Raw genomic sequence first — 15,276 nt, forward strand, 5'->3', positions numbered from 1 at the left:
ATGGAAGATATCTTAAATAACAAAAATGTTTTACATGCATTAAAGATGATATCTCCTGGAAGTCCATTAAGGCAAGGTTTAGAAAATGTACTAAAGGCTAAAACTGGTGGACTAATAGTTATTGCAAATAGTGAAGAAATAATGAAGGTAGTTGATGGAGGATTCAGTATAGATGCAGAGTATTCACCAGCATTTCTATATGAATTGGCAAAAATGGATGGAGCAATAGTAATAAGTGGAGATGTTAAAAGAATCCTATTTGCAAATGCACAACTTATACCTGATTATTCTATACCTACTACAGAGACAGGGACAAGACATAGGACTGCTGAAAGAGTAGCAAAGCAAACAGGAGCTATTGTAATAGCTATTTCTCAAAGGAGAAATATAATAACTGTATATAGAGGGGATCAGAAGTATGTTTTAGAAGAAATATCTAAAATATTTACAAAAGCTAATCAAGCTCTACAAACGTTAGAAAAATATAAATCGGTCTTAGACCAAGCAGTAATAAACTTAAATGCTTTAGAATTTAATGATTTAGTAACTATTTATGATGTTGCAATTGTACTTCAAAAAATGGAACTAGTAATGAGAATTACAAATATAATTGAAAAGTATATAATAGAGTTAGGAAAAGAAGGTACGTTAGTAAGAATGCAGTTAGAAGAATTGATGGGAACTACGAAAGTGGACCAGAGGTTAATTTTTAAAGATTATAGTAGACAGGATATGGATATTCAAGACTTCAAAAGAAAGATAAAGAGCTTATCATCAGAAGAGTTAATAGATTTAGTTAATATGGCTAAATTATTAGGATACAGCGGATTTTCGGAAAATATGGATATGGCTATAAGACCTAGAGGGTATAGGATTCTTAATAAAATACATAGGTTGCCATCAACTATTATAGAAAATTTAGTTAATTATTTTGATAGCTTCCAAGAAATATTAGATGCATCAATTGAAGATTTAGATGATGTTGAAGGTATAGGTGAAATTAGAGCAACATATATTAGAAATGGACTTATAAAAATGAAACAATTGGTATTATTAGATAGACACATATAACATGTTTTACTACTTTGTTCTTGAATATTTTGGGTATTATGGATTATAATAAAAAAATATTAAGTATATAGCCAGGGGGTGAAGAATTGATTCAAAAAATAACAAGATTTGTAATTGGAATACTGGGGTTTACACTGGGTGTAACTACATATTCTACATTAATGAAAGAATTTACGATGCTTAAGTTTGGAGCAGATGCATATGGATTAATAGCATCTGTATCAGTAGGGATAGTAATAGGGCTTATATTCTATGCAATAGAGCCATGGGTTATAAATAAATGTAAAGATTTGGCGAAAATTATGGATAAAGAGATATCTAAATATCCTCAAACAGATATATTATTAGGATCTATAGGTCTTATAGTTGGTTTTGTTATAGCATACTTAGTAAGTGGGCTAATAAGTTCAGTGCCAATAATAGGCGGTTTCTTATCATTCCTAACATATGGGTTTATGGGTTATTTAGGTATTAGAGTAGCTCTTAAGAGTAAAGATGATTTATTCAATTTAAATAAATTAGGAAAGTTAGCAACTCTAAAAGACAAAGGAACTAAAAAAGAAATTAAAAGTATACCACCTAAAGTACTAGATACTAGTGTAATTATAGATGGTAGAATAGCAGATATATGCAAAACAGGTTTTATAGAGGGAAAACTTGTTATACCTGAGTTTGTATTAGATGAATTAAGACATATAGCAGATTCTTCAGATGATTTAAAAAGAGTTAGAGGAAGAAGAGGGCTAGATATATTAAACATAATAAAAGAAGAATTACAAATAGAAGTTGAAATAACTAAGGCTGATTTTAATGATATAGCTGAAGTTGATATGAAGCTTTTAAAATTAGCTAAAGTATTAAATGGTAAGGTAGTTACTAATGATTACAACCTTAATAAAGTAGCTCAAGTTCAAGGTGTTGAAGTTTTAAATATCAATGAACTAGCTAATGCTGTTAAACCTGTTGCAATACCAGGGGAGGAAATGGTAGTGCAAGTAGTTAAAGAAGGTAAAGAGCATAGTCAAGGTATCGCATATTTAGATGACGGTACTATGATAGTAGTAGATGGAGGAAGAAAACATATGGGTGAAACTATTAGAGTATTAGTTACATCTGTATTACAAACTCCAGCAGGTAGAATGATATTTGGTAAACCAAAAAATTAATAGATAAAAGCCTTCACATTTGTGAAGGCTTTTTTAGTATTATAAATTTAATGTAGGTGAATATAAAGCATATAAGTATTATTAATATAATAAACACAAAAATCAATTAAATATATATACAATAATTTATTAATATGATTTAATTTGAATATGGAATAGTATACATTTAATATATAAGAGGTGAGTATATGAATGGAGTTATAATAGTAGCTGCTGGTACAGGCAGTAGAATGAAAATGGGAATAAATAAGCAATTTATAAAGCTTGAAGAGAAAGAAATAATAGCTTATACAATAGAACAATTTAGAAACAATAAAAATATAGATGATATAGTAGTTGTAATTAAAGAAGAAGAAAAAGAATTTTTTGATATAGAAATAATACAGAAATATAAATTTGATAAAATTAAAATTGCATTTGGAGGAAGAGAAAGACAAGACTCTGTTTACAATGGATTAAAATTACTAGATGAAAAATGTAGTGTAGTACTAATACATGATGGAGCAAGACCATTTGTATCTAATGAGATAATAGACAAATCTATAGACGAAGCTAAAGAGTATAAAGCTGTAGTTGTAGGTGTTCCAGTAAAAGACACTATAAAAATAGTTGATAATGAAAATAATATATCTCAAACACCGGATAGAAATACATTATGGGCTGTTCAAACGCCACAAACATTTGATTATAGTATATTATTAAAGTCATATGAGGATGCATTTAAAGAAGAGTTCTATGGAACTGATGATGCTATGTTAGTTGAACGCATAGGCTATAAAGTAAAAATGATAGAAGGGTCATATAATAATATTAAGATAACAACACAAGAAGATTTAAATATAGGAACGCAAATTTTAAAAATACAAAATAGGTAGGAGAATAAATATGAGAGTAGGATTAGGATATGACGTACATAAATTAGTAGAAGGTAGAAAACTAATAATAGGGGGTGTAGATGTTCCACATGAAACGGGATTATTAGGACATTCGGATGCAGATGTTTTAGTACATGCAGTTATGGACTCTATACTAGGAGCTTTAGCATTAGGAGATATTGGTAAGCACTTCCCAGATACAGATGAAAGATATAAAGGTGCAGATAGTATAAAATTATTAGAATTTGTTTATAATTTAATAAGAGAAAAAGGATATGTAATAGGAAATATAGATTGTACAATAATAGCACAAAGCCCTAAAATGGCACCACATATAGTAAATATGAGAACTAATATTGCGAGAGCTTTAAATACTGATATTGAAAATATAAATGTAAAAGCTACTACAGAAGAAGGACTAGGTTTTACAGGTACTAAGCAAGGTATAGCATCACAAAGTATTTGTTTATTAGTTAAAGTTGACAATTAATATTAAATAATATATTATTATGGAATAAGAATATGAATAGCGAAAATCAGTAAACTTATTTGTTAAAATGTATATATTAAAATAAATAAAACTTAAAGCTATAATGGAGAAATAGTAAAAGATTATATCTTTACAGAGAGGGAACGATAGGTGGAAGTTTCTAAGAAAAAGTCTTTGAACCAGTCTTCTAGCATAAAAGCGTTAAAAAGCTTTTACGGTGAGGACCGTTATATCCTATAAAGAGAGCCTTAGGCTAATTAGAGTGGTACCGCGGAAATTCAACCTTTCGTCTCTATACAATTTGTATAGAGACGAAAGGTTTTTTTTATTTAGAAAGTAATGAATTTAAAGCAATTATAAATAAAATCTAGGAGGAAAATCATTATGAAAATGTCAAAAATGTTAATGCCAACATTAAGAGAAGTTCCAGCTGATGCAGAAATAACAAGTCATCAGTTAATGCTAAGAGCAGGTATGATAAGAAAAATGGCATCAGGAGTATATAACCAACTGCCAATGGGAATAAGAGTTTTCAAAAAAATAGAAAATATAATAAGAGAAGAATTAGAGAAAAAAGGTTGCCAAGAAATATTATGTTCTGGATTAATACCAGCAGAATTATGGAAAGAGTCTGGTAGATGGGATGTAATGGGTGCAGAAATGATGAGATTAAAGGATAGAAATGAAAGAGATTTCTGTCTTGGGCCAACTCATGAAGAAGTATTTACAGATATAATAAGACAAGAAATAACTTCTTATAAGCAACTTCCATTAAACTTATATCAAATACAAGTTAAGTATAGAGATGAAAGAAGACCAAGATTTGGAGTTATGAGAACTAAAACTTTCACTATGAAAGATGCATATAGTTTTGACGTAGACCAAGAAGGATTAGATAAATCATACCAAGATATGTTTGAAGCATATACAAATATATTTGCAAGATGTGATTTAGATAATAGTCCAGTTCAAGCAGATACAGGCGCAATAGGTGGTTCAGTGTCTGCTGAGTTTATGGTTAAATCGGAAGTTGGAGAAGATGAAATAGTATTCTGTAGTAATTGTGATTATGCAGCTAATATGGAAAAAGCAGTAGCTCAATCATCAGAGGCATCAACAGAAGAAATGAAAGAATTAAAAGAAGTACACACTCCAGGAGTGCACACTATAGAAGAATTAGAAAACTTCTTTAAGTTATCGGCAGATAAGTTTGCAAAGACTTTAGTATATGTTGCTGATGGAAAAACTGTAGCTGTTGTAGTAAGAGGAGATAGAGAAGTTAATGAAGTTAAAGTAGGAAATGCTATAGGTGGAGTAGTAGAATTTGAACTTGCAAATGAAGCAACTGTAGAGGCTGTAACAAGTGCAACAGTTGGATTTGCAGGACCTATTGATATAAAGGCAGACTATGTATTAATAGACAATGAAGTTGCTAATGCTAGAAACTTAGTTGTTGGAGCTAATAAGAGTGAATATCACATAGAAAATGCTAACTATGGAAGAGATTTCGAAGGTGCAGTTGGAGATTTCAGAAATGTTACTGAGTCTGATAAGTGTACTAAGTGTGGAAGTCACTTCGAAATAGCTAGAGGAGTAGAAGTTGGTCATATATTTAAATTAGGAACTAAGTACTCAGAATCTATGGGTGCAAATTTCGTAGATAAAGATGGTAAGTCTAAGCCAATAGTAATGGGATGCTATGGAATAGGTGTAGAAAGAACAGCAGCAGCTGTTATAGAACAACATCATGATGAAAATGGTATAATATGGCCATTATCAATAGCTCCATATCATTTAGTAGTTGTACCTGTAAATATAAAGAAAGCAGAACAAATGGAAGCTGCTGAAAAATTATACGCACAGTTACAATCTATGGGTGTAGAAGTATTATTAGATGATAGAGATGAAAGAGCAGGGGTTAAATTCAAAGATAGTGAGTTAATCGGTATACCAATGAGAATAACTGTAGGTAAAGATATAACTGAAGGTAAAGTTGAATTTAAATTAAGAGACCAATCAGATAAAGAATTAATATCTTTAGATGAAATAGAATCTAGAATTAAAGCTGAATTTGAAAAAAATAACGTAAAGTTAGGATAATATAAAATTTAAAATAGTATATATAATCCACTAACTTATTAACATTTTAAGTTTAAATGTGGATATGTATACTATTTTAATTATTTGAAAATTAAATTTATCCACATAAAAAATTAATAAATATATAAGCAAATCGATGTGTTTTTATATCAATTGGATAAAATAACATTACAATATATATTTTATTTGATATTATAAATACGTATGATTAATATAGGAGGTAGCAATATGAGCGTAAGAGTAAGATTTGCTCCAAGTCCAACTGGATTTGTACATATAGGTAGTTTAAGAACAGCTTTATATAACTACTTATTTGCAAAAAAAATGGGTGGAGAGTACATATTAAGAGTTGAAGATACAGATCAAACAAGATTAGTAGAAGGTGCAATAGAAAACATGCTTACAGGTATGGCTTGGGGTGGAGTTAACCACACTGAAGGTGTTGTACTAGATGAAAATGGAAATATAACTCAAAAAGGAGAATATGGTCCATATATACAATCTGAAAGACTAGGAATATATAAAGAGTATATACAACAGTTATTAGATAATGGACAAGCATACTACTGTTTCTGTACTAAAGAAAGATTAGATGAAGTAAGAGAAAAACAAAAAGAAGCAGGAGAAACTCCAAAATATGATGGTCACTGTAGAGACTTAACTCAAGAAGAAGTTGAAGCTAAAATAGCAGCTGGTGAGCCTCACGTTATAAGATTAAGATTACCAGAAAATCATGTTATAAAGTTTACTGATTTAGTTAGAGGAGAAACTGAATTTAATACTGATGATTTAGATGATCAAGTATTAATAAAAACTGATGGTTTCCCAACTTATCACTTTGCAGTTGTAGTTGACGATCACTTAATGAAAATAACACATGTTATAAGAGGAGAAGAATGGGTCTCTTCAACTCCAAAACACGTTTACTTATATGAAGCATTTGGATGGGAAGCTCCAACATTTGTGCATTTACCTAATATACTTAACAGTGAAAAGAAAAAATTAAGTAAAAGACATGGGGATGTTGCAGTAGAAGACTTCAAGAAAAAAGGATACTTACCAGAAGGATTAATAAACTACGTTGCGTTAGTTGGATGGTCTCCAGAAGATAACCAAGAGATATTCTCTATGGAAGAATTAGAAAAAGCATTCTCTGTAGAAAGAGTATCTAAGAGTGGTGGAGTATTTGACACTGAAAAATTAAATTGGGTTAACCAACATTATATAAAGGATGCTGATGATGCGTACTTAACAGATTTAGCAATACCTTTCTTAGTAGAGGCTGGATTTGTAACAGAAGAAGAAGCTACAACTAAGTATGATTTCTTAAAGGGAATGGTGTCTGTTCTTAAAGAAAAATTACAATATGTAAAAGAAATAACTGAACATGCTAATATATTCTTTGGAAATGAAGTTAAGTTAGAAACTGAAGAATGTAGAGAATTCTTAAACTTAGAACATATACCTACATTAATAGATGCATTACAAACTAAAACTGAAAATGCTGAAGTTGTAGATGAAGCATTTGTTAAAGCTATGTTTAAAGAAATACAAAAAGAACATGGAATAAAAGGTAAAAATTTATTTATGGGTTCTAGAATAATATTAACAGGCCAAATGCATGGACCAGATTTACCAAAAACTATGGAAGTTTTAGGAAAAGAAAATTGTTTAGCTAGAATCTCATATGTAAAAAATAATATTTTATAATTAAAAATCCACCAATTAGGTGGATTTTTAATTATAAAATATTAAGTAAAAAAATAACATAATGAATCGAACTACTTTACTTAACTAAAATATTATTTTATTGAATATAAAAATAGAAGTGTGAAAAATGTTAAATTTTAGCATTAATTAATGAATAAAATTTTTATGTAGTTTTTTGATGAAAACATTTGAATAGCTAGGTGGAGGAATTTGAGTTAATAAATGTAATATATTAAAACGTCATAAAATATTGTTTATAAAATTTTTTGTTAAATATATATAGCGTTTTATTTTTTTATAGGGGGGTAATTATGTATAGTAGTATGGATAAAATTAAAGAAGAATTAAAAGAACTTTGCAATGAATATATACATATACTAGAACAGTTAAAAGATGATGAAATAATAACTGAAGAGACTTACGACATTTGTAGTTCTAGTAAAGTTTCATTTTTAGAAGAATAATCCAATAATATTTTCAAAATATAAATTATTTAAAATTCTATAGGACATAATAGTAATACTATTAATTGTCAGGATTTTAAATTATAATAATACTATATAACATTTATGGGAAGATATAACAATCAGTGAGGTGATGAGTGTGAAACTATACAATACATTAACAAGAACGAAAGAAGAGTTTGTTCCAATAGAAGAAGGAAAGGTAAAAATGTATGTGTGTGGTCCTACGGTATATAACTATATACATATAGGAAACGCTAGACCATTTATAATATTTGATACTTTAAGAAGATATTTAGAATATAGAGGTTTTGATGTAACATACGTACAAAACTTTACAGATGTAGATGACAAGATAATTAAAAGAGGTCATGAGGAACAAATATCTCCAGAAGAAGTTGCTAACAAATATATAAATGAGTATTTTGTAGATGCAGATGGGCTAGGGATAAAAAGAGCGAATGTTCACCCTAGGGTAACAGATAATATAGAACAAATCATAGCATTTGTTAAGGAATTAGAGGATAAGGGATATGCATATGAAGTAAACGGAGATGTATATTTTGATACTAAAAAGTTTGAAGGATACGGAAAACTTTCTAAACAAAATCAAGATGATTTAGAAGCTGGAGCAAGAATAGAAGTTAATAGCCAAAAGAGACATCCTATGGATTTTGTTCTTTGGAAGTCTAAAAAAGAAGGAGAACCAGGTTGGGATAGTCCTTGGGGAGAAGGAAGACCAGGATGGCATATAGAATGTTCAGTAATGTCTAATAGATACTTAGGTGAAACTATAGATATACATGCAGGTGGTCAAGACTTAGCATTCCCACATCATGAAAATGAAATAGCACAAAGTGAAGCAAGAAGTGGTAAAGTATTCTCTAATTATTGGGTACACAATGGGTATATCAATATAAATAATGAAAAGATGAGTAAATCAAAAGGTAATTTCTTTACAGTAAGAGATATATCTGAAAAATATGATTTAGAAATAGTTAGATTCTTTATGTTATCAGCTCATTATAGAAACCCAGTTAACTTTAGTGATGAAATGTTATCTCAAGCTAAAGCAGGACTTGAAAGACTATATAATGCTAAGGAAAAATTAGAATTTACATTAAGTAATTTATCAGAATCAGCAATGACATCACAAGAGCAATCATTAGTGGCAGAGTTAGATGCATACAGAGCTAAATTTATAAATGCTATGGAAGATGATTTAAATACTGCTGATGCAGTAAGTGTAATATTTGAATTATCTAAGTTTATAAACTCAAATGTTAATGAAAAATCATCATTAGAGTTTGCTAAAAAGTGCTTAAATGAATTTAATGAATTAACTAGTGTATTAAACGTAGTTAATAAAACAAATGATGATATGGTAGATGAAGAAATAGAAAATTTAATTCAACAAAGAGTTGATGCTAAGAAAAATAAAGACTTCCAACTAGCAGATGATATAAGACAACAACTATTAGATAAAGGTATAATCTTAGAAGATACAAGACAAGGTACTAAGTGGAAAAGAGCATAATTATGAAAAGAACAGAATTAATTACGATATCTCCTTTAGTTTTAGCATATATAGGAGACACTGTATATGAAACTTATGTAAGAGAATATTTAATAACAAAAAATATAAATAAAAAAGTAAATGATCTTCATAAATCTGCAGTCAAATATGTAAAAGCAAAAGCTCAAGCAACAATAATGCATGAAATAGAAGAACAATTAACAGAAGAAGAATTAAGAATTTTTAAGAGAGGTAGAAATCAAAAGTCTCATACATCTCCTAAAAATGCAGATATAATAGATTATAAACATGCAACTGGATTTGAAGCTTTAATTGGTTATTTACATTTAGGTAAAGAAAAAGAACGATTAGAGTATATAATTGAAGAAGGTATTAAAATAATAGAAAAAAATATGTAATAAAAAGAAGCGTCTAATACAATAAAAATATGATATTAGACACTTCTTTTTTATTTAATGATTATTGAATGTAAATTAAAGTTAATAGTAATTTAAATAGTATTACAAAGTATGTTTTAATTATCAATATCTAAAATTTTACAATTATACAAACCTATTTTATATAGGAAAAATTTATATAATTTACATTCGAGATAAGGTATAATATAATCTATAAATTATTAAAAGGGAGGCCGTTAGTGGATGAAAGTAAAAATATTATCTCATACACCAGAGCCAGAGAAAGTTATATCTATGGCTGCGAAACTATGTTATTCAGCTGTTGGAGTTGATGAAATAGAAAAAAATTTAACAGAAGAAAGTGTAAATAAGTTTTTAAATATGCTAGTAAGCATAGGGCATGAATCTCCATTAGAACATGTATCATTTACATTTGCAGTAGAAGGAATTTCTAGAGCATGTTCACACCAAATAGTTAGACATCGTATAGCAAGCTATTCACAACAAAGTCAAAGATATGTTAAGTTAGATCAATTTGAATATATAATTCCTCATGAAATAAATGAAATAGAAGAAGCAAGAGAACTATTCATAGATTCTATGAAAAAAGATCAAGAAGTATATGACAAATTAGTAGATATATTATTTGAAAAACATTATAATAATTTAATAAAAAATGGAAAAAATGAGAAAGAAGCTAAAAGACAAGCTGAAAAAAAAGCAATAGAAGATGCTAGATATGTATTCCCAAATGCATGTGAAACTAAAATGGTATTTACTATGAATATAAGAACTCTATATAATTTCTTAAATCATAGATGCTGTGAAAGAGCTCAATGGGAAATAAGAGACTTATCAATAGAAATGTTAAGACAATTAAGACAGATAGCTCCAATTTTATTTGAAAATATTGGGCCTAACTGTATTCAAGGACCTTGCCCAGAAGGTAATATGGCTTGCGGTAATATTATCAAGGTAAGAGAGAAATTTAAGAATTTGTAGGCGGTGGAAGAATTGGCAATAATAGAAGGTAGAAATCCTGTAATAGAAGCAATAAAAAATAATAGAGAAATAGATAAGATAATGATAGCAAATTCTGCTAAAGAAGGATCTATAAAAAAAGTAATCGGAATGGCTAAGGAAAAAAACTTAATAATCCAATATGTAGATAAAAACAAATTAGATGAAATAAGTACAAGTCATGCGCATCAAGGTGTAATAGCTCAAGTAAGTGAGCATAAATACTGGGAACTGGAAGATTTAATTCAAAGTGTAAAGGAAAAAGGTGAAGACCCATTCTTTATAATCCTAGATGAAATAACAGACCCTCATAATCTTGGGACTATAGTTAGAACAGCAGATGCAGTAGGTGCTCATGGTGTAATTATACCAAAGAGAAGATCTGTTCATATAACACCGGTTGTAGTAAAAGCATCAGCAGGAGCAATAGAATATGTGCCAGTTTGCAAAGTTACAAATATAGTTAATACTATCAAAAGGTTAAAAGAAGAAGGTTTATGGATAGCTGCAGCTGATATGGATGGAGAAGTATTCTATGAACAAAATCTTACTGGAGCATTAGGATTAGTAATAGGAAGTGAAGGATTTGGTATATCTAGATTAGTAAAACAAAACTGTGACTTCACTGTTAAGATGCCTATGATAGGTAATGTAACTTCATTAAATGCATCAGTAGCAGGTGGAATTCTTCTTTATGAAATATTTAAGCAAAGATCAGGTGTAAAATAAATTAATGAGAAGAAATATAAAAAGCTATTTAATCGTTGATGGCTATAATATTATAAATGCCTGGGATGATTTGAAACATATAGCAAAAAATGATTTAGAGGGTGCTAGAGAGAAATTAATAGATTTGATTATAGAATACGCGGAGTTTACAGGAAGAAAAGCAATAATAGTATTTGATGCGTATAATATTAAAAATAGCAAAGAGACTGTTGAAAATAGAAAATATATACAAGTTGTTTATACAAAGGAACATCAAACAGCAGATAGTTATATAGAAAAATTTATAACTTCATTATCAAAATATGATGATGTTAAAGTTGCTACAAATGACTATGCAGAACAGCAAATAGTATTAGGTAAAGGGGCAGCTAGAATATCATCTAGAGAACTTAAGTTAGATTTAGAACATGCAAAAAAAAGTATGAAAGAAAAAAATAGCAGTAACCAAAAAAAGATACAACGTAACTGGTTAGAAGATAGATTAGACAAAGAAACATTGTCGAAACTTGAGAACATTCGTAGAATGCATTGAAACTGCTAGATTCATTAGTCTATAATATAGCTATGAAAATGTTTCTATGGGGGGATAACATGTTAGTAGCTAAAGAAAAAGAATATGGGTTGATAGATAATTGTCAACAAGATGAGTACAATATAGTATTAAAAGCAAGTAATGGGGATAAAATAGCTTTAGAATATATTATTAAAAAATACAAAAACTTTGTTAAAGCTAAGGCAAAGTCATATTTTTTAATAGGAGCTGATAAGGAAGATATAATTCAAGAAGGAATGATAGGTCTTTATAAGGCAATAAGAGATTTTGATGGGAGTAAGACTAACTCATTTAAATGTTTTGCTGAGATATGTATAACTAGACAAATAATAACCGCAATTAAAACTGCAACTAGACAAAAACATATACCTTTAAATTCTTATGTGTCTTTAAATAAACCTATATACGATGAAGAATCTGATAGAACGCTCTTAGACATAATAGCAACAAGTATGGTGACAGATCCAGAAGAGCTTATAATTAGCAAGGAAGAGCTTAAACATATTGAATCTAAGATAAATGAACTATTAAGTGACTTAGAACAAGAGGTGTTAGGACTATACTTAAGTGGCAAGTCATATCAGTACATAGCGGACAGGCTTGAAAGAGATGTAAAATCAATAGATAATGCTCTTCAGAGGGTTAAGAGAAAATTAGAAAAACATCTTGAAAATAGGAATGATTAATAGTAAAATACTTACCATAAGCTTATTATAAGCATATTAATTTATATCATAAAACAGGAGGTATTTCAAAATGGCTAAAGCTAAATTTGAAAGAAATAAACCACACGTTAATATAGGAACAATAGGTCACGTTGACCACGGTAAAACTACATTAACAGCAGCAATAACAAAAACATTATTCGATAGATACCAATTAGGAGAAGCTGTAGACTTTGCTAACATAGATAAAGCTCCAGAAGAAAGAGAAAGAGGGATCACAATCTCTACTGCTCACGTTGAATATGAAACTCCAAACAGACACTACGCTCACGTTGACTGCCCAGGACATGCTGACTACGTTAAGAACATGATAACAGGAGCTGCTCAAATGGACGGTGCTATATTAGTTTGTTCAGCAACAGATGGACCAATGCCTCAAACTAGAGAGCATATATTATTATCAAGACAAGTTGGTGTACCATACATAGTAGTATTCTTAAACAAATGTGATATGGTAGACGATGAAGAATTATTAGAGTTAGTTGAAATGGAAGTTAGAGACTTATTAAATGAGTACGAATTCCCAGGAGATGATACTCCAATAGTAAGAGGATCTGCTTTAATGGCATTACAAGATTCAGCTTCAGAGTGGGGAGATAAGATAGTAGATTTATTCAATCAAATAGATGAATATATACCAGCTCCAGAAAGAGATGTAGATAAAGACTTCTTAATGCCAGTAGAAGACGTATTCTCTATAACAGGAAGAGGAACAGTTGCTACAGGTAGAGTAGAAAGAGGAGTATTAAAGGTTCAAGATGAAGTTGAATTAGTAGGTTTATCTGAAGAGCCAAGAAAAATGGTAGTAACAGGAGTAGAAATGTTCAGAAAATTATTAGATCAAGCACAAGCTGGAGATAATATAGGAGCATTAATAAGAGGGGTACAAAGAAACGAAATCGAAAGAGGACAAGTATTAGCTAAGCCAGGAACAGTTAAAGCACATACAAAATTCATGGCAGAAGTATACGTTCTTAAAAAAGAAGAGGGTGGAAGACATACTCCATTCTTCGATGGATACAGACCACAGTTCTACTTCAGAACAACTGACGTTACAGGAGCTTGTAAATTACCAGATGGAATAGAAATGGTAATGCCAGGAGATAACGTAACTATGCAAGTTGAGTTAATAAACTCAATATGCGTTGAAGAAGGATTAAGATTCGCAATAAGAGAAGGTGGAAGAACAGTAGCATCAGGAGTTGTTGCTTCTATAGTTGAATAGTCTTCAATTATATACGATTAATCAATAGATAAAAAGAGGGGTTTTACTCCTCTTTTTTTAACTTGAAACCTACAAAAACATTGACATGCCTATTATTTTGTGATAACTTATACAAGGTAATGATTCAGGAAGGTAATAACACTTTAACGAAAGTTGAGGCGTTATTTAACAATATATATTATTGTATAAATAAAGTTGGAGGTGTAGCAGATGAGAGTTAAAGTAACTTTAGCATGTACAGAGTGTAAGCAAAGAAACTACAACACTACTAAGAACAAAAAGAACAACCCAGACAGAATAGAATTACAAAAATATTGTAGATTCTGCAAAAAGCATACTACTCATAAAGAAACAAAATAGTTTTTTATAAGAGGATGTGAATATAGAATGTCTGCCCAAGTTAATCAAGGCGTGAAAACTAAAAAAAGATTCGGTTTAGGTTCTTTTGTAAAAGAAACAAAGCAAGAATTAAAAAGAGTTTCGTGGCCGACAAGACAAGAATTACTGAAAAACACAGGTGTAGTTTTAACTGTAGTTATTTCATCTACTATATTAGTGTGGGTTTTAGATAGTGTATTATCTGGTGCACTAGGACTGATACTAAAATAGATAAAAAGGAGAAAATAATATGTCAGAATTACAACAAGCAAGATGGTATGTTGTTCATACCTATTCAGGACATGAAAATAAAGTTAAAGCTACTATAGAAAAAGCTGTAAAGACTAGAAGTATGGAAGATTGCATTACTCAAGTGGTTGTGCCAACTGAGGATGTAGTTGAAACTACTAAGACTGGAAAAGAAAAAACTAGACAACGTAAGATATTCCCAGGTTATGTTTTAGTTAAAATGGTTATTACTGATGAGTCTTGGTATGTCGTAAGAAATACTAAAGGTGTTACTGGATTCGTAGGTCCTGGGTCAAAACCAGTTCCATTAAGTGAAGATGAAGTAATAGCTATGGGCATAGAATTAACTGAACCGAAAATAGCAGCTGGTGATATCGACCTAGAAATAGGAGATACAGTAGAAGTTGCAAATGGTCCATTTGGTGGACAAGTAGGAACAGTTGAGGAAATAAACCTGGAAACTAAAGAAGTAAAAGTGTGTATAGACGCATTTGGTAAGAAAACTCTATTTGTCGTAGAGGCAGATGGCATAGAAAAAATATAATCGTTATATTATTTAATATACAAACGAATACAAGGAGGTCCG

At 29.9% G+C, this 15,276-nt stretch carries 17 protein-coding genes and 1 other annotated feature; all 17 genes read left to right on the plus strand.

Annotated features, from left to right (window positions below):
• Complete coding sequence (gene disA, locus NWE74_RS12065) at window positions 1–1,071, plus strand: DNA integrity scanning diadenylate cyclase DisA (RefSeq protein ID WP_258243305.1); 1,071 nt, start codon at window positions 1–3, stop codon at window positions 1,069–1,071.
• An 86-nt stretch (window positions 1,072–1,157) separates the two neighbouring features.
• On the plus strand, window positions 1,158–2,237 hold the full coding sequence (locus NWE74_RS12070; protein WP_258243306.1) for a PIN/TRAM domain-containing protein: 1,080 nt from the start codon (window positions 1,158–1,160) through the stop codon (window positions 2,235–2,237).
• A 188-nt stretch (window positions 2,238–2,425) separates the two neighbouring features.
• The gene (gene ispD / locus NWE74_RS12075; protein ID WP_258243307.1) at window positions 2,426–3,112 is read left to right on the plus strand and encodes a 2-C-methyl-D-erythritol 4-phosphate cytidylyltransferase; all 687 of its coding nucleotides are present in this window, start codon (window positions 2,426–2,428) and stop codon (window positions 3,110–3,112) included.
• 10 nt (window positions 3,113–3,122) lie between these two features.
• A complete protein-coding gene (gene ispF / locus NWE74_RS12080; RefSeq protein ID WP_258243308.1) occupies window positions 3,123–3,602 on the plus strand; it encodes a 2-C-methyl-D-erythritol 2,4-cyclodiphosphate synthase in 480 nt (159 codons plus the stop codon).
• Window positions 3,603–3,693: 91 nt separating this feature from the next.
• Window positions 3,694–3,899, plus strand: a binding site (T-box leader).
• A gap of 87 nt (window positions 3,900–3,986) precedes the next feature.
• Window positions 3,987–5,702, plus strand: coding sequence for a proline--tRNA ligase (locus tag NWE74_RS12085; RefSeq protein WP_258243309.1), 1,716 nt, complete (start codon window positions 3,987–3,989; stop codon window positions 5,700–5,702).
• A gap of 228 nt (window positions 5,703–5,930) precedes the next feature.
• A complete protein-coding gene (gene gltX, locus NWE74_RS12090) occupies window positions 5,931–7,412 on the plus strand; it encodes a glutamate--tRNA ligase (protein WP_258243310.1) in 1,482 nt (493 codons plus the stop codon).
• 311 nt (window positions 7,413–7,723) lie between these two features.
• On the plus strand, window positions 7,724–7,876 hold the full coding sequence (locus tag NWE74_RS12095) for a hypothetical protein (RefSeq protein WP_258243311.1): 153 nt from the start codon (window positions 7,724–7,726) through the stop codon (window positions 7,874–7,876).
• A 139-nt stretch (window positions 7,877–8,015) separates the two neighbouring features.
• Complete coding sequence (gene cysS, locus NWE74_RS12100) at window positions 8,016–9,413, plus strand: cysteine--tRNA ligase (RefSeq protein ID WP_258243312.1); 1,398 nt, start codon at window positions 8,016–8,018, stop codon at window positions 9,411–9,413.
• Window positions 9,414–9,415: 2 nt separating this feature from the next.
• Window positions 9,416–9,811: a Mini-ribonuclease 3 gene (locus tag NWE74_RS12105; protein WP_258243313.1), complete on the plus strand. Its 396-nt coding sequence runs from the start codon at window positions 9,416–9,418 to the stop codon at window positions 9,809–9,811.
• A 243-nt stretch (window positions 9,812–10,054) separates the two neighbouring features.
• Window positions 10,055–10,813, plus strand: coding sequence for an FAD-dependent thymidylate synthase (gene thyX, locus NWE74_RS12110; protein WP_258243314.1), 759 nt, complete (start codon window positions 10,055–10,057; stop codon window positions 10,811–10,813).
• A 12-nt stretch (window positions 10,814–10,825) separates the two neighbouring features.
• Window positions 10,826–11,560 carry a 23S rRNA (guanosine(2251)-2'-O)-methyltransferase RlmB gene (rlmB, locus tag NWE74_RS12115; protein ID WP_258243315.1) on the plus strand — a complete coding sequence of 245 codons (735 nt, stop codon included), beginning with the start codon at window positions 10,826–10,828 and terminating at the stop codon, window positions 11,558–11,560.
• Window positions 11,561–11,564: 4 nt separating this feature from the next.
• Window positions 11,565–12,092 (plus strand): NYN domain-containing protein, encoded by a 528-nt coding sequence (locus NWE74_RS12120; RefSeq protein WP_258243316.1) that lies wholly within the window; start codon window positions 11,565–11,567, stop codon window positions 12,090–12,092.
• Between the two features lie 59 nt (window positions 12,093–12,151).
• Window positions 12,152–12,799 carry an RNA polymerase sporulation sigma factor SigH gene (gene sigH / locus NWE74_RS12125; protein WP_258243317.1) on the plus strand — a complete coding sequence of 216 codons (648 nt, stop codon included), beginning with the start codon at window positions 12,152–12,154 and terminating at the stop codon, window positions 12,797–12,799.
• 70 nt (window positions 12,800–12,869) lie between these two features.
• Complete coding sequence (tuf, locus tag NWE74_RS12130; protein WP_258243318.1) at window positions 12,870–14,063, plus strand: elongation factor Tu; 1,194 nt, start codon at window positions 12,870–12,872, stop codon at window positions 14,061–14,063.
• A gap of 210 nt (window positions 14,064–14,273) precedes the next feature.
• Window positions 14,274–14,423: a 50S ribosomal protein L33 gene (gene rpmG / locus NWE74_RS12135; protein ID WP_003421192.1), complete on the plus strand. Its 150-nt coding sequence runs from the start codon at window positions 14,274–14,276 to the stop codon at window positions 14,421–14,423.
• 27 nt (window positions 14,424–14,450) lie between these two features.
• The gene (gene secE, locus NWE74_RS12140; protein ID WP_092727873.1) at window positions 14,451–14,672 is read left to right on the plus strand and encodes a preprotein translocase subunit SecE; all 222 of its coding nucleotides are present in this window, start codon (window positions 14,451–14,453) and stop codon (window positions 14,670–14,672) included.
• Between the two features lie 19 nt (window positions 14,673–14,691).
• Window positions 14,692–15,234 (plus strand): transcription termination/antitermination protein NusG, encoded by a 543-nt coding sequence (gene nusG, locus NWE74_RS12145; RefSeq protein ID WP_258243320.1) that lies wholly within the window; start codon window positions 14,692–14,694, stop codon window positions 15,232–15,234.
• Window positions 15,235–15,276 lie beyond the last annotated feature (42 nt).

This window comes from Romboutsia lituseburensis (genome assembly GCF_024723825.1).
Taxonomy (GTDB): domain Bacteria; phylum Bacillota; class Clostridia; order Peptostreptococcales; family Peptostreptococcaceae; genus Romboutsia_F; species Romboutsia_F lituseburensis_A.

Bases quoted from the DNA above. Each gene is read 5' to 3' on its own strand.
- secE (WP_092727873.1), top strand. From the start codon at position 14,451: ATGTCTGCCCAAGTTAATCAAGGCGTGAAAACTAAAAAAAGATTCGGT.
- rpmG (WP_003421192.1), top strand. From the start codon at position 14,274: ATGAGAGTTAAAGTAACTTTAGCATGTACAGAGTGTAAGCAAAGAAAC.
- gltX (WP_258243310.1), top strand. From the start codon at position 5,931: ATGAGCGTAAGAGTAAGATTTGCTCCAAGTCCAACTGGATTTGTACAT.
- disA (WP_258243305.1), top strand. From the start codon at position 1: ATGGAAGATATCTTAAATAACAAAAATGTTTTACATGCATTAAAGATG.
- NWE74_RS12120 (WP_258243316.1), top strand. From the start codon at position 11,565: ATGAGAAGAAATATAAAAAGCTATTTAATCGTTGATGGCTATAATATT.
- ispD (WP_258243307.1), top strand. From the start codon at position 2,426: ATGAATGGAGTTATAATAGTAGCTGCTGGTACAGGCAGTAGAATGAAA.
- NWE74_RS12105 (WP_258243313.1), top strand. From the start codon at position 9,416: ATGAAAAGAACAGAATTAATTACGATATCTCCTTTAGTTTTAGCATAT.
- nusG (WP_258243320.1), top strand. From the start codon at position 14,692: ATGTCAGAATTACAACAAGCAAGATGGTATGTTGTTCATACCTATTCA.
- thyX (WP_258243314.1), top strand. From the start codon at position 10,055: ATGAAAGTAAAAATATTATCTCATACACCAGAGCCAGAGAAAGTTATA.
- ispF (WP_258243308.1), top strand. From the start codon at position 3,123: ATGAGAGTAGGATTAGGATATGACGTACATAAATTAGTAGAAGGTAGA.
- NWE74_RS12085 (WP_258243309.1), top strand. From the start codon at position 3,987: ATGAAAATGTCAAAAATGTTAATGCCAACATTAAGAGAAGTTCCAGCT.
- sigH (WP_258243317.1), top strand. From the start codon at position 12,152: ATGTTAGTAGCTAAAGAAAAAGAATATGGGTTGATAGATAATTGTCAA.
- tuf (WP_258243318.1), top strand. From the start codon at position 12,870: ATGGCTAAAGCTAAATTTGAAAGAAATAAACCACACGTTAATATAGGA.
- NWE74_RS12095 (WP_258243311.1), top strand. From the start codon at position 7,724: ATGTATAGTAGTATGGATAAAATTAAAGAAGAATTAAAAGAACTTTGC.